Annotated in this window: 13 protein-coding genes; 10 read left to right on the top strand and 3 right to left on the bottom strand. The window is 59.5% G+C overall.

Features of this window, described 5'->3' with window-relative positions; genetic code table 11:
* Positions 1 to 89: 89 nt before the first annotated feature.
* A complete protein-coding gene (gene tauA, locus AC07OV_RS23840; protein WP_495093104.1) occupies positions 90 to 1,076 on the bottom strand; it encodes a taurine ABC transporter substrate-binding protein in 987 nt (328 codons plus the stop codon).
* Between the two features lie 370 nt (positions 1,077 to 1,446).
* Here tauA and AC07OV_RS23835 point away from each other — a divergent pair, with 370 nt between their 5' ends.
* The 8 genes from AC07OV_RS23835 (at position 1,447) to AC07OV_RS23800 (ending at position 8,665) form a co-directional block, all read left to right on the top strand.
* Positions 1,447 to 2,799: an OprD family porin gene (locus AC07OV_RS23835; RefSeq protein ID WP_176996845.1), complete on the top strand. Its 1,353-nt coding sequence runs from the start codon at positions 1,447 to 1,449 to the stop codon at positions 2,797 to 2,799.
* Positions 2,800 to 3,071: 272 nt separating this feature from the next.
* On the top strand, positions 3,072 to 3,710 hold the full coding sequence (locus AC07OV_RS23830; protein WP_003195267.1) for a peroxiredoxin: 639 nt from the start codon (positions 3,072 to 3,074) through the stop codon (positions 3,708 to 3,710).
* Between the two features lie 280 nt (positions 3,711 to 3,990).
* Positions 3,991 to 4,584, top strand: a complete 594-nt coding sequence (gene ssuE, locus AC07OV_RS23825; protein ID WP_176996843.1) for an NADPH-dependent FMN reductase — start codon at positions 3,991 to 3,993, stop codon at positions 4,582 to 4,584.
* A 94-nt stretch (positions 4,585 to 4,678) separates the two neighbouring features.
* Entirely contained in the window at positions 4,679 to 5,647 is a 969-nt protein-coding gene (locus tag AC07OV_RS23820) for a sulfonate ABC transporter substrate-binding protein (protein WP_176996842.1), read from the top strand.
* Between the two features lie 25 nt (positions 5,648 to 5,672).
* The gene (gene ssuD, locus AC07OV_RS23815) at positions 5,673 to 6,821 is read left to right on the top strand and encodes an FMNH2-dependent alkanesulfonate monooxygenase (protein ID WP_071485087.1); all 1,149 of its coding nucleotides are present in this window, start codon (positions 5,673 to 5,675) and stop codon (positions 6,819 to 6,821) included.
* A gap of 9 nt (positions 6,822 to 6,830) precedes the next feature.
* Positions 6,831 to 7,619 (top strand): aliphatic sulfonate ABC transporter permease SsuC, encoded by a 789-nt coding sequence (ssuC, locus tag AC07OV_RS23810; RefSeq protein ID WP_176996840.1) that lies wholly within the window; start codon positions 6,831 to 6,833, stop codon positions 7,617 to 7,619.
* Positions 7,616 to 8,422, top strand: coding sequence for an aliphatic sulfonates ABC transporter ATP-binding protein (gene ssuB, locus AC07OV_RS23805; RefSeq protein ID WP_176996839.1), 807 nt, complete (start codon positions 7,616 to 7,618; stop codon positions 8,420 to 8,422). Before ssuC ends, ssuB begins: the two co-directional genes overlap by 4 nt.
* A 27-nt stretch (positions 8,423 to 8,449) precedes the next feature.
* Positions 8,450 to 8,665, top strand: coding sequence for a TOBE domain-containing protein (locus tag AC07OV_RS23800; RefSeq protein ID WP_003213899.1), 216 nt, complete (start codon positions 8,450 to 8,452; stop codon positions 8,663 to 8,665).
* A 120-nt stretch (positions 8,666 to 8,785) separates the two neighbouring features.
* On the opposite strand, the gene AC07OV_RS23795 is transcribed toward AC07OV_RS23800, so the two are convergent.
* Positions 8,786 to 9,415, bottom strand: a complete 630-nt coding sequence (locus tag AC07OV_RS23795) for a TetR/AcrR family transcriptional regulator (RefSeq protein ID WP_176996838.1) — start codon at positions 9,413 to 9,415, stop codon at positions 8,786 to 8,788.
* Between the two features lie 216 nt (positions 9,416 to 9,631).
* Positions 9,632 to 11,008, bottom strand: coding sequence for a glutamine synthetase family protein (locus AC07OV_RS23790; RefSeq protein WP_176996837.1), 1,377 nt, complete (start codon positions 11,006 to 11,008; stop codon positions 9,632 to 9,634).
* 278 nt (positions 11,009 to 11,286) lie between these two features.
* Here AC07OV_RS23790 and AC07OV_RS23785 point away from each other — a divergent pair, with 278 nt between their 5' ends.
* Positions 11,287 to 12,066, top strand: coding sequence for a gamma-glutamyl-gamma-aminobutyrate hydrolase family protein (locus AC07OV_RS23785; RefSeq protein ID WP_178919975.1), 780 nt, complete (start codon positions 11,287 to 11,289; stop codon positions 12,064 to 12,066).
* A gap of 39 nt (positions 12,067 to 12,105) precedes the next feature.
* Entirely contained in the window at positions 12,106 to 13,464 is a 1,359-nt protein-coding gene (locus tag AC07OV_RS23780) for a glutamine synthetase family protein (protein WP_016978997.1), read from the top strand.
* Positions 13,465 to 13,507: the final 43 nt, after the last annotated feature.

Genomic DNA, 13,507 nt, shown 5'->3' with positions numbered 1-13,507 from the left:
CCCCCCCCCCCCCCCCCCCCCCCCCCCCCCCCCCCCCCCCCCCCCCCCCCCCCCCCCCCCCCCCCCGGCTCCTACAGTTGAGGGTTGTGTCAGGGCTTGATGAATTTGTCAGTTACGTACGCCGAATAGTCCGGCAGTACCGTCTCAACCTTCCCCTGTTCCTTCAAGAACTTCGCTGTTTCCCCAATCGCCTTTGCCGTGCCGCCTTTAAGCAGGGCATCGGTTTGCTGCGCCTGGGCGTCCGGGAATGTGGTGCCGGCCAGCAACTCAGGAATGTCGGCGGCGTTGGAGCCTGTCAATTTAGCGATTTTTTGCACGGGCTCGGAGTCGACCGTCCAGCTCTCTTTATGGGCAGCGTAGTCGGCGAATGAGTCGAGGGTGACCTTGGCAAACTTGGCCACTACGTCAGGATGTTTTTCGGCGAAATCCTTGCGGGCCACCCACACTTCAAAGGTGGGCGCGCCCCACTGACCCACCTGGGCCGCGTCTGTCAGGGTCTTGCCGGTCTTGCGGATCTCACCCAGGGCGGGCGACCACACGAACGCGCCGTCAATATCGCCCCGTTTCCACGCGGCGGCGATTTCGGCCGGTTGCAGGTTCACCACTTTGACTTTTTTAGTGTCCAGGCCCCAGTGCTTCAGGGCGCCGAGCAGGCTGTAATGAGAGGTTGAGACAAAAGGCGTGGCGATGGTTTTGCCGACCAGGTCCTGAGGTGTGTCGATGCCGCTGCCGTTGCGCACTACCAAGGCTTCAGAAGCATTGATCTGCGCCGATACGATAAACGCCACGATCGGCAGATTGCGTGAAGCCGCCGCTGCGAGCGGGCTGGAACCCAGGTTGCCGATCTGTACATCGCCGGAGGCGATGGCCGTCACGACTTCAGGCCCACTGTTGAATCGGCGCCAGGCGATATTCTCGCCAATGGCCTTTTCATAGAGGCCGTCGGCCTGGGGGACTTTGCTGGGGTCAATACCGGTTTGGTAGCCGATGGTTAAATCGGCCGCTTTGACACCAAAAGAAAGTATTAGTGACACAAAAACTGTAACAAATTGACGGGAGGATGTGCGTTTGGCCATGATGGCGTCGCCTTTTTGATCGTGGGTGACGTATGCAACAGTACGGCCACACTAATCGATCTAAAAAAAGGCTGGTAAATACCCTTTAGGAATTAGCTTATGGAGCGGTTTGTCTATGCTGACTCGCTCGCTTCATGGAAAGCCTTATTCCTGGATCGTATGAAAAAGAATGAAACAATTCTTTTTGGGTGTATGAAAAACTCATTACCCTGCAGGGACCAAATTAACTGCGGTTAGACGAAGGTAGTAGACACACAAGGTTACGATTGACTTGGTAGTCACTATCTGGCGCTAATCGCGCATCTGTGGATCAAGGGCGTCAGACCCGAGACCTTAGAAATACAAAAATTAGAAATGAGAGGAGCGGTACATGAAGAAGTCAACATTGGCGTTGGCCGTGGCTGTGGCTGCAATTGCCCAACAGGCACACTCCGCCGGTTTCGTCGAAGACAGCAAGGCCACACTGGGGCTGCGTAACTTCTACATCAACACTGACAACCGTGATGGCGCCCCAGGCACCACCACTCGCAGCAAGAACGCTGAGTGGGGCCAAGGCTTCGATCTGCGTTTCATCTCGGGTTTCACCCAAGGTACCGTTCAGTTCGGTGTTGACGCTATTGGCTTGTACGGCGTGCGTCTGGACTCCAGCCGTGCCAACCACGGTAACTACAGCGGCACCGCTTCGGGCGGTACTGTGTTCCCAAGCGATGGCAACACTGCCGTCAATGATTTCGCCAGCCTGGGTGTGACCGGTAAGGTCAAGATCTCCCAGACCGTGCTGAAATTGGGCACCCTGCAGCCGAACAACCCGGTCATCAAGTTCAACGATGGTCGTCTGCTGCCACAAACTTTCCAGGGCGGCGAGATCGTTTCCAACGATATCAAGGACCTGACCCTGACTGCTGGTCAAATCGACAGCGTCAAAGGCCGTAACTCCAGCAACAACGAGAACCTCTCGATTGCGGGTGCGAACAACAGCTCCAACTACGATACCGGCAAGTTCAGCAACAAATTCTACTACGCTGGTGCCGACTACAAGATCACCAAGGATCTGACCGCCTCGTTCTACCACGGCGAGCTGAAAGAATTTTACTCGCAGAACTTCTTGGGTCTGGTGCACAACTGGGCTATCGGCCCTGGCGTCCTGAAAAGCGACCTGCGTTACTACCGCAGCCGCGACAACGGTGCTAACGGTGACACCGCTGGCTACTACACCACTGGTTACTACTCGGATCACCCGACCACTGCCACCAAGACTCGCGGCAAGGTTGACAACGATCTGTACAGCTACCTGGCGCTGTACTCGGTTAACGGCCACACCTTCGGTGGCGGTTATCAGTACACCAAGGGCGACAGCGACTTCCCTTGGCTGAACCAAGGCGATGGCTCGTCGAACAGCACCACCACCGACATGCAAATCCAGAAGTTCGCCCGTGCCGGCGAGCGTACCTGGCAAGCGCGTTACGCCTATGACTTCGCCAAGGTTGGCGTACCTGGCCTGACGGCTGGTGTGGTCTACCTGCGTGGCGACAACATCAACACCACCATCGGTGATAAAACCGAGTGGGAACGCGACCTGACTCTGGCTTACGTTGTGCCAGAAGGTCCGCTGAAAAACCTCGGCGTAGCGTGGAAAAACGCTATGTGGCGTACCGACCTGGCGAACACCCGTTCCCAGGACGAAAACCGCTTGATCGTCAGCTACTCGATCCCGCTGTTGTAAGAGCGTAAAGCCTTGCCCGGCGCAATGCCGGGCAAGGTGTCTTGCTTTCAAGTCGGGCTCAACCCCCGCAAGCCCTTCCCGAATCCCCTCTTGTACAGCGTCTCAAGGCCTTCTCGAACCTTGTGATGGATGTTGATCCTCGGCCTTTCCCGCGTCCAGTGAACAGATTTTTAATATTCCTTTATCGTCTAGATAAATCTATATTTATTCTTTTTAAATAATCCGCAATGCATGCACAGTGGGCTCCATAAGCACTCACTAGGAGCCACACCATGAGCCTAAGACTGGGCGACATCGCCCCCGACTTTGAACAGGATTCCAGCGCCGGCAAGATTCGTTTCCACGAATGGCTGGGCGATAGCTGGGGCGTGCTGTTCTCTCACCCGGCGGACTTCACTCCGGTGTGCACCACGGAGCTGGGCTTTACCGCCAAGCTCAAGGATGAATTTGCCAAGCGTGGCGTCAAGGCCATCGCCCTGTCGGTCGACCCGGTGGATTCACACCACAAGTGGATCGAAGACATCAACGAAACCCAGAACACCGTCGTCAACTTCCCGATCCTGGCCGATGCCGATCGCAAAGTGTCGGACCTGTACGACCTGATCCACCCGAATGCCAGTGACACCCTCACCGTGCGTTCTTTGTTCGTGATCGACCCGAACAAGAAGATCCGCCTGACCATCACCTACCCGGCCAGCACCGGCCGCAACTTCCACGAAATCCTGCGGGTCATCGACTCGCTGCAGCTGACCGACAACCACAAGGTCGCCACGCCCGCCAACTGGCAGGACGGTGATGAAGTGGTGATCGTGCCGTCGCTCAAGGATGAGGAAGAGATCAAGAAACGCTTTCCAAAGGGTTACCGCGCGGTGAAGCCGTACCTGCGGCTCACCCCTCAGCCTAATCGCTGAGATCGCTATCGCCGGCAAGCCGGCTCCTACAATGCGATCACCTGTAGGAGCCGGCTTGCCGGCGATAGCAATATTTCTGACGAATCACATAGCAGGGGTTTTCAGGCCGTTTCGACGGCCTTTTTTTTCGCCTGTAGATGCTTGAATCTCATATGCACTTTAAGAATAAACAAATGAAAAAATAAGATTTATAGATATATAAATGTGCTGATAAGGTCTGTTCCATCTTGGCGACATCGCCACACAGCGAACCGCCGACACTTGCTCAAGGAATACCTGCATGCTGGTCGTAACACTTGGAGGCAGTCCCAGCCAGCGTTCCCGCTCCGGGGTCTTGCTGGATAAAACCCGTCAGTGGCTACAGCAAAAAGGCGTGGAAGTGGTGAGTTATCAGATACGGGACTTCCCGGCCGAAGACTTGCTGCACGCACGCTTCGACAGCCCCAAAGTCATCGACCTGTTGCAGCAAGTCGCCAACGCCGATGGCCTGGTGATCGCCACGCCGGTGTACAAGGCCTCGTTCTCCGGGGCGCTGAAAACCGTGCTGGACCTGCTGCCCGAACGCGCCCTGGCCCACAAGATCGTCTTGCCGATGGCCACAGGCGGCAGCATCGCCCACATGCTGGCGGTGGACTACGCCCTGAAGCCGGTGTTGTCCGCGCTCAAAGCCCAGGAATTGCTCCACGGCATCTTTGCCGAAGACAGCCAGATCGCCTATGGCGAAGGCAGTGCCCAGGCGCAATTGGTGCCGGTGCTTGAGCACCGTTTGCACGAGGCCCTGGAAACCTTCTACAGCGCCATGGCCCGTCGCCCGAAACCGCTGGACCCCCATGTGTTGAATGAACGTTTGTTGAGTGCTCGCTGGAGCATCTGAGCCTTACCGGATTTTGTAGTACTCACCTTACTCAGCCGCCAACGGCCAAGCAGGTGCAGCCAACCCCCTAAACGCACTATTTGGAGAGAGCGCCATGCGCACTGTCATCTTGCGTCGTGGTCTGGTCGCACTGTTTGCTGCGGCTGTGTCCTTCGGCGCCATTGTTCAAGCCCACGCTGCCGAAACCCTGCGGATCGGTTATCAGAAATACGGCACCCTGGTGCTGCTCAAGGCCAAGGGCACGCTTGAAAAGCGCCTGGCTGCCCAAGGCGTGAACGTGCAGTGGACCGAGTTCCCTGGTGGCCCGCAACTGCTCGAAGGCCTGAACGTCGGCTCCATCGACTTCGGCGTCACCGGCGAAACACCGCCGGTATTCGCCCAGGCCGCCGGTGCCGACCTGCTCTACGTCGCCTACGAACCGCCAGCACCGACCAGCGAAGCGATCCTGGTGCCCAAAGACTCGCCGATCAAATCGGTGGCCGAGCTCAAGGGCAAGAAAGTCGTACTCAACAAAGGCTCAAACGTGCACTACCTACTGGTACGTGCGCTGGAAGACGCCGGCCTCAAATACTCCGACGTGCAGACCGTATTCCTGCCGCCCGCCGATGCCCGTGCCGCGTTCGAGCGTGGCAGCGTGGACGCCTGGGTGATCTGGGACCCGTACCAGGCCGCTGCCGAGAAGCAGCTGCAAGCCCGCACCCTGCGTGACGGCACCGGCATTGCCGACAACCACCAGTTTTACCTGGCAACCAAACCCTACGCCGAAAAACACCCGGAAGTGATCAAGGCACTGGTGGAAGAAGTGCGCGCGGTGGGCGAATGGTCCAAAGCCAATCCACAGGAAGTCACCGAACAAGTTGCCCCGCTGCTCGGCCTGCCGGCTGACATCACCTTGACCTCGGTGAAACGACAGGGCTACGGCGCGCTGTTCCTGACCCCGGAAGTGGTCGCCGCCCAGCAGAAAATCGCCGACAGCTTCTACCAACTCAAACTGATCCCCAAGCCCTTGAACATCAAGGACGTCATCTGGACGCCACCCGCCGCCGTTGCCAAAGCGCCGTAATCCGACTTCTTCAGGAGACAACTCCATGAGCCTCAATATTTTCTGGTTCCTGCCTACCCACGGCGACGGCCATTACCTTGGCACCGCCGAAGGCGCTCGCGCCGTCGACCACGGTTACCTGCAGCAAGTGGCCCAGGCCGCTGACCGCCTGGGCTTCGGCGGGGTGCTGATCCCTACCGGCCGCTCCTGCGAGGACTCGTGGCTGGTAGCCGCTTCGCTGATCCCGGTGACCCAGCGTCTGAAATTCCTCGTTGCCCTGCGCCCCGGGATCATTTCCCCGACGGTAGCGGCGCGTCAGGCCGCAACCCTGGACCGCCTGTCTGGTGGCCGTGCGCTGTTCAACCTGGTGACCGGCGGTGATCCGGAAGAATTGGCCGGCGATGGCTTGTTCCTCAGCCACGAAGAGCGTTACCAGGCCTCGGTGGAGTTCACCCGTATCTGGCGCCGTGTGCTGGAAGGCGAAACTGTGGATTACGACGGCCAGCACATCAGCGTAAAAGGCGCGAAATTGCTCTACCCACCGATCCAGCAACCGCGTCCGCCGCTGTACTTCGGCGGCTCGTCCGAAGCCGCCCAGGACCTGGCGGCCGAGCAAGTGGAAATGGTGCTGACCTGGGGCGAGCCACCAGCAGCCGTCGCGGAAAAAATCGAGCAGGTACGCGCAAAAGCCGCGAAGTTGGGACGCACTGTGCGCTTTGGCATTCGCCTGCACGTGATCGTGCGTGAAACCAACGACGAGGCGTGGAAAGCCGCTGACAAACTGATCTCCCACTTGGACGACGACACCATCGCCCGTGCCCAGGCCTCCCTGGCGCGCTTCGATTCCGTCGGCCAGCAGCGCATGGCGGCCTTGCACGGCGGCAATCGCGACAACCTCGAAGTCAGCCCCAACCTGTGGGCAGGCGTCGGCCTGGTGCGCGGTGGTGCCGGCACGGCGCTGGTGGGCGATGGCCCAACCGTTGCGGCGCGGGTCAAGGAATACGCAGCGCTGGGCATCGACACCTTCATTTTCTCCGGTTATCCCCACCTGGAAGAATCGTATCGGGTGGCCGAACTGCTGTTCCCGCACCTGGACATCGAGCGTCCCGAGCTGCCGAAAAGCGCCGGTTACGTCAGCCCGTTCGGCGAGATGGTCGCCAACGACATCCTTCCCAAAGCTGCGTCACAGAGTTGAGGCGCCGCCATGAACTTTGAAAAATTAAGCCATCGCGTGGCCCCTTGGGTGCTGCCGATCCTGTTGTTGGCGATCTGGCAGTTGTCGGTGTCAGCCGGTTGGTTGTCGACGCGCATTCTGCCGGCCCCCAGTGCGGTGATCGAAGCCGGGATTAACCTGGTGCGCAGCGGCGAAATCTGGACGCACCTGGCGATCAGCGGCTGGCGTGCGGGCCTGGGGTTTGTGATCGGTGGCAGCATCGGTCTGGCCCTGGGCTTTATCACCGGCTTGTCGAAGTGGGGCGAACGCCTGCTGGACAGCTCGGTGCAGATGATTCGCAACGTGCCGCACCTGGCGCTGATCCCGTTGGTGATCCTGTGGTTCGGCATTGACGAGACGGCGAAGATTTTCCTGGTCGCCCTCGGCACGCTGTTTCCGATCTACCTGAACACCTACCACGGCATCCGCAACGTCGACCCGGCGCTGGTGGAAATGTCGCGCAGCTACGGCTTGTCCGGCTTCAGCCTGTTTCGCCAGGTGATCCTGCCGGGGGCATTGCCGTCGATCCTGGTGGGCGTGCGCTTTGCCCTGGGCTTCATGTGGCTGACGCTGATCGTGGCGGAAACCATCTCGGCCAGCTCCGGCATCGGTTACCTGGCGATGAACGCCCGTGAATTCCTGCAGACCGACGTGGTGGTACTCGCCATCGTCATGTACGCCATCCTCGGCAAGCTGGCCGACCTGGCGGCGCGTGGCCTGGAGCGTGTGTGGCTGCGCTGGCACCCGGCTTATCAAGTGAATAAAGGAGGTGCGGCATGACGGCTCAACAACCTCCACGCCTGTTGAAAGGTATCCCGCTGGCGGTGCGCAAGTTGCGCAAGGCGTTTGGCACGCGGGAAGTGCTCAAAGAGATTGACCTGCATATTCCTGCTGGCCAGTTCGTGGCCGTGGTTGGCCGCAGTGGTTGCGGCAAAAGTACCTTGCTGCGCCTGCTGGCCGGTTTGGACAAAGCCACCGGCGGCGAGCTGCTGGCCGGCTCCGCGCCCTTGAGCGAAGCGATTGAAGACACGCGGTTGATGTTCCAGGAAGCGCGCTTGCTGCCGTGGAAAAAGATCATCGACAACGTGGGCCTTGGCCTCAAGGGCAACTGGCGCCCCCAGGCGTTGGAAGCCTTGGAAGCTGTCGGCTTGGCCGAGCGCGCGAATGAATGGCCAGCGGCCTTGTCCGGTGGCCAGAAGCAGCGCGTGGCCCTGGCCCGCGCCCTGATTCACCAGCCGCGTCTGTTGCTGCTTGATGAGCCGTTGGGTGCGCTGGATGCCCTGACCCGCATCGAGATGCAGCAACTGATTGAAAACCTCTGGCAGAAGCATGGATTCACCGTGTTGCTGGTGACCCACGACGTCAGCGAAGCCGTGGCGATTGCCGACCGCGTGATCCTGATCGAAGACGGCGAAATCGGCCTCGACCTGGTCGTCGACCTGCCGCGCCCACGCGCCCGGGGCTCGCACCGCCTGGCTGCGCTGGAAGCCGAAGTGCTCAACCGCGTGCTGTCGTTGCCGGGCTCGCCTCCGGAACCCGAACCTGTTTCACCGCTGCCTACGCAATTGCGTTGGGCTCAATAACTCACTCGTCCCTGAAGGAAGAACACCATGACTATTAAAGCCATCAACGTGCGTAACCAGTTCAAAGGCACCATCAAGGAAATCGTCGAAGGCGACGTGCTGTCGGAAATCGACGTGCAGACGGCGTCCGGCATCGTCACGTCGGTGATCACGACTCGCTCGGTCAAAGAGCTGGAACTGGTGATTGGCAGCGAAGTGATTGCCTTCGTTAAATCCACCGAGGTGTCGATCGCCAAGTTGTGATTGGCGGCGTTCCTGAGGCCCTCATCGCGGGCAAGCCCGCTCCCACATTTAAAGGCATTCCAAATTTGGAATTCGGTCAAATGTGGGAGCTGGCTTGCCTGCGATGAGGCCAGTCCAGGCTCAACGCTTGGGCAAATAGGCTGGCAAATACAGCCCCACATACGCATCAAACACCCGCATCCCTTCCTCCGCCATGCGCGGTGTGATCAGCCCATGCTGATGCACCGAGCGCGCGTACACGCGGTCGCTCAGTTCCAGCGCCAGTGCAAACACATCCACATCGGTTGGCAGTGTCGGCACGTTGAAATGGCGGTTGAACACAGCAAACATCAAGTCGCCCAATTCCAAGTCATGCTGGCGGTCCGCCTGGGTCACTTCCGTCAGGCCGTGCTGCGCCAGGATCAACTGGCGGGCGGCGGCGTCCTGCTCGTAGATGGTGAGCATGCGGTGTTCGACGATATAGGACAGGTCCCGCCAGTGCTTGAGTGATTCATGGTCGATGGGCGCCTGGATGGCCGCCCGGAAGGCCGCGTGTACATCGGCGGTCAGCGCTTCGAGAAGGGCCGGCACGCTGGCGAAGAAGTGGTACACCGACGACGGCGGAATCTGCGCCCGCTCGGCCACGCTGTAGATCGACAAACCGGCCACGCCTTCGGCGGCCAGCAAGGTGCGGGCGGCGTCGAGAATCGCGTCGATCCGGGCCTGGCTGCGGGCGCGGGGTTTGCGAGGAGCGGCGGGGCGGGTGGTCATGGAAGTCTCCTACAAGGCAGCGGGCATTGTATGAGCAGGAATGGGTGTTGTCTTCAAGGCCGCCATCGCAGGCAAGCCAGCTCCCACAGTGGACTGCATTTCAAAGTTGGAACTCGGTCAACTGTGGGAGCTGGCTTGCCGGCGATCCGCCGAAGGCGGCCATAAAAAAACGCCGCAGACCAAAAGCCTGCGGCGTTCTTTCAATACAACCAACCCTTACACGGTGTGCAGGTACCAGTTGTACTCAAGGTCGGAGATGGAGTGTTCAAACTCTTCCAGCTCACTTTCCTTACAGGCGACGAAGATATCGATGTATTTAGGATCGATGTACTTGGCCATCACCTCGCTGTCGTCCAACTCGCGCAATGCATCGCGCAGGTTGTTCGGCAGGCTCTGCTCGTTCTGCTCGTAGCTGTTGCCTTCCACCGGTGCGTTGGGCTCGATCTTGTTGGTCAGGCCGTGGTGCACGCCTGCCAAAACCGAAGCCATCAACAGGTAAGGGTTGGCGTCGGCACCGGCCACACGGTGTTCGATACGCACCGCGTCGGACGAGCCGGTCGGTACGCGAATCGCCACGGTGCGGTTGTCCAGGCCCCAGCACGGCGAGTTCGGCACGTAGAACTGTGCGCCGAAACGACGGTAGGAGTTGACGTTGGGGCACAGGAACGCCATTTGGGCGGGTAGGGTCTCGAGCACACCGCCGATCGCGTGACGCAATGCGGCGTTCTGCTCGGGATCCTCGCTGGCAAAGATGTTCTTGCCTTCCTTGTCCAGGATCGAAATGTGCACGTGCAAACCGTTGCCTGCCTGGCCTGGGTAAGGCTTGGCCATGAAGGTGGTGTCCATCTCATGGTCGTAGGCGATGTTCTTGATCAGGCGCTTGAGCAGTACGGCGTAGTCGCAGGCCTTGATCGGGTCGGCCACGTGGTGCAGGTTCACTTCGAACTGCGCCGGGGCACTTTCCTTGACGATGGCGTCGGCCGGGATGCCTTGCTCTTTGGCACCTTCCAGGATGTCCTGGAGGCAGTCGACGTATTCGTCGAGGTCGTCGATCAGGTAGACCTGTGTCGAGTGCGGGCGTTTGCCGGAAATCGGCGAGCGGGGCGGTTGTGGGCGGCCGTTCACGTTCTCCTGGTCGATCAGGTAGAACTCAAGTTCGAAAGCGGCGCAGATGGTCAGACCGAGGTCGTCAAATTTGCTTACAACTTGGCGGAGCACTTCGCGCGGATCGGCGAAGAAAGGTTCACCTTCAAGTTCGTGCATGGTCATCAGCAGTTGCGCGGTAGGGCGCTTTTGCCAGGGTTCATTGCACAGGGTGTCGGGGATCGGATAACAGATTCGGTCAGCATCACCGATGTCCAGACCCAGGCCGGTGCTTTCCACCGTCGAGCCGTTGATATCCAGGGCAAATAAAGAGGCAGGCAGGTTAATGCCCTTCTCGTAAACCTTGTGGAGGCTGGTGCGTTCGATGCGCTTGCCGCGCACCACACCATTCATATCCGCAATTAGAAGGTCTACGTACAGAACCTCAGGATGATCCTTAAGGAACGCGTTCGCTTCGTTAAGCTGAACGGCACGCGGGGGTACCGACATGATGCAACACCTTTGTTGTTAAAAATATCAATCATTGATCTTTTCTGGTTTCAGTCAACCCGAACGGCATGCCGAAGTCAAGCGAGGCCTTTTTTGCCCTAAAAAAGCGCCTCGAAGGCTTTTTTGGGGCTTTTTGGGGCGGTTTTTTGGGTTTGGGCGGCTTGGGACTAGCAGGCTTGAGCGGGCCGTGTTGTATTTTTTACGGGGGTGTTGTGTAAAAAAATGAACAAGGCTAAGCTCGATTCAAACCCATAACAGCAATAATACCGGGGTGCTTCATGTCTCGCCTGCCGTTAATCGGCGTCACCGCCTGCTCCAAACAGGTCGGTCTGCATGCTTATCACATCAGTGGCGACAAATACGTCCGTGCAGTGGCCACCGCTGCCAAGGGCTTGCCATTGATCATTCCGTCCCTTGGGCATCTGCTCGACCCGGCCAATATTCTTGACGGTCTGGACGGCATCCTGTTTACCGGTTCTCCCTCCAATATCGAACCCTTTCACTACGACGGTCCGGCCAGCGCGCCCGGGACTGCTCATGATTCTGCACGCGACCAGACCACATTGCCGTTGCTGCGCGCCGCGATTGCGGCAGGCGTTCCCGTGCTGGGCATCTGCCGGGGCTTCCAGGAGATGAACGTGGCGTTTGGCGGCAGCCTGCACCAGAAGGTTCATGAAGTGCCGGGCATGATGGATCACCGCGAAGACGACACCCAGCCACTGGACGTCCAGTACGGCCCGGCGCACGCCGTGGCGATCTCCCCGAATGGGGTATTGGCAAGCCTGGGGTTGCCACAGACGATTGAGGTCAACTCGATCCATGGGCAGGGCGTCGACCGCCTGGCGCCTGGGCTTCTGGTCGAAGCGACGGCGCCGGACGGCCTGATCGAGGCTTTTTCGGTGAAACAGGGCAAGGCTTTTGCTTTAGGAGTGCAATGGCACCCCGAATGGCAGGTAAGCTCTAACCCGCACTACCTAGCGATCTTCCAGGCATTTGGCACCGCCTGTCGAAAGCGGGCGATGCAACGCGACGCGGATGCTGCGTCAACCAACGCCTGACCTTTAATGGATGTCAGGAAACCCAGCCCAGAGGCATTTATGAGTAACAACCTCGACCAGCTCACCGATTGGTTGAAAGACCACAAGATCACAGAAGTCGAATGCATGATTGGCGACCTCACGGGCATCACCCGGGGCAAGATCTCGCCGACCAACAAGTTCATCGCCGAGAAAGGCATGCGCCTGCCCGAGAGCGTTCTGTTGCAGACCGTGACCGGCGACTATGTCGAAGACGACATCTATTACGAACTGCTCGACCCGGCCGACATCGACATGATCTGCCGCCCCGACCAGAACGCCGTGTACCTGGTGCCTTGGGCCATCGAGCCGACCGCCCAGGTGATCCACGACACCTACGACAAGCAAGGCAATCCGATCGAGCTGTCGCCGCGCAACGTGCTCAAGAAAGTCCTCAAGCTCTACGCCGACAAAGGCTGGCAGCCCATCGTGGCGCCGGAGATGGAGTTCTACCTGACCAAGCGCTGCGAAGACCCGGACTTCCCGCTGCAACCGCCGATTGGCCGTTCCGGGCGCCCGGAGACTGGTCGCCAGTCCTTCTCTATAGAAGCGGCCAACGAATTCGACCCGCTGTTCGAAGACGTCTACGACTGGTGCGAACTCCAGGAGCTGGACCTCGACACCCTGATCCACGAGGACGGCACGGCGCAGATGGAAATCAACTTCCGTCACGGCGATGCGCTGTCCCTGGCCGACCAGATCCTGGTGTTCAAGCGCACCATGCGTGAAGCCGCGCTCAAGCACGACGTGGCCGCCACCTTCATGGCCAAGCCGATGACCGGCGAGCCCGGCAGCGCGATGCATCTGCACCAGAGCATCATCGACATCGCCACCGGCAAGAACGTCTTCTCCAATGAAGACGGGACCATGAGCCAGCTGTTCCTCAACCACATTGGTGGCCTGCAGAAATTCATCCCTGAATTGCTGCCGTTGTTTGCCCCCAACGTGAACTCGTTCCGCCGCTTCCTGCCGGACACCTCGGCGCCGGTAAACGTGGAGTGGGGCGAAGAAAACCGCACCGTGGGCCTGCGCGTACCGGATGCCGGCCCGCAGAACCGTCGTGTGGAAAACCGCCTGCCGGGCGCCGACGCCAACCCGTACCTGGCGATTGCCGCCAGTTTGCTGTGTGGCTACATCGGCATGGTCGAAGGCCATAACCCGAGCGCGCCGGTGGTCGGCCGTGGCTACGAGCGCCGCAACCTGCGCCTGCCGCTGACCATCGAAGACGCCCTGGAACGCATGGAAAACAGCAAGACCATCGAGAAATACCTGGGTCAGAAATTCATCACCGGCTACGTCGCGGTCAAGCGGGCCGAGCATGAAAACTTCAAGCGCGTGATCAGTTCATGGGAGCGGGAATTCCTGCTCTTCGCCGTCTGATGCGCCGGGCGGGCCGTGGGAACGGCTCGCCCTCACCTGAAAC

It is taken from the genome of Pseudomonas sp. GW821-FHT09A09, assembly GCF_059418405.1.
This window is presented reverse-complemented; position numbering and strand designations above follow the sequence as displayed.

What these genes read in the sequence shown, in the direction of transcription:
- ssuE (WP_176996843.1), top strand. Translation starts at nt 3,991, where the DNA reads ATGCTGGTCGTAACACTTGGAGGCAGTCCCAGCCAGCGTTCCCGCTCC.
- ssuC (WP_176996840.1), top strand. Translation starts at nt 6,831, where the DNA reads ATGAACTTTGAAAAATTAAGCCATCGCGTGGCCCCTTGGGTGCTGCCG.
- AC07OV_RS23820 (WP_176996842.1), top strand. Translation starts at nt 4,679, where the DNA reads ATGCGCACTGTCATCTTGCGTCGTGGTCTGGTCGCACTGTTTGCTGCG.
- AC07OV_RS23790 (WP_176996837.1), bottom strand. Translation starts at nt 11,008, where the DNA reads ATGTCGGTACCCCCGCGTGCCGTTCAGCTTAACGAAGCGAACGCGTTC.
- ssuD (WP_071485087.1), top strand. Translation starts at nt 5,673, where the DNA reads ATGAGCCTCAATATTTTCTGGTTCCTGCCTACCCACGGCGACGGCCAT.
- AC07OV_RS23785 (WP_178919975.1), top strand. Translation starts at nt 11,287, where the DNA reads ATGTCTCGCCTGCCGTTAATCGGCGTCACCGCCTGCTCCAAACAGGTC.
- AC07OV_RS23780 (WP_016978997.1), top strand. Translation starts at nt 12,106, where the DNA reads ATGAGTAACAACCTCGACCAGCTCACCGATTGGTTGAAAGACCACAAG.
- AC07OV_RS23800 (WP_003213899.1), top strand. Translation starts at nt 8,450, where the DNA reads ATGACTATTAAAGCCATCAACGTGCGTAACCAGTTCAAAGGCACCATC.
- ssuB (WP_176996839.1), top strand. Translation starts at nt 7,616, where the DNA reads ATGACGGCTCAACAACCTCCACGCCTGTTGAAAGGTATCCCGCTGGCG.
- AC07OV_RS23835 (WP_176996845.1), top strand. Translation starts at nt 1,447, where the DNA reads ATGAAGAAGTCAACATTGGCGTTGGCCGTGGCTGTGGCTGCAATTGCC.
- AC07OV_RS23795 (WP_176996838.1), bottom strand. Translation starts at nt 9,415, where the DNA reads ATGACCACCCGCCCCGCCGCTCCTCGCAAACCCCGCGCCCGCAGCCAG.
- AC07OV_RS23830 (WP_003195267.1), top strand. Translation starts at nt 3,072, where the DNA reads ATGAGCCTAAGACTGGGCGACATCGCCCCCGACTTTGAACAGGATTCC.
- tauA (WP_495093104.1), bottom strand. Translation starts at nt 1,076, where the DNA reads ATGGCCAAACGCACATCCTCCCGTCAATTTGTTACAGTTTTTGTGTCA.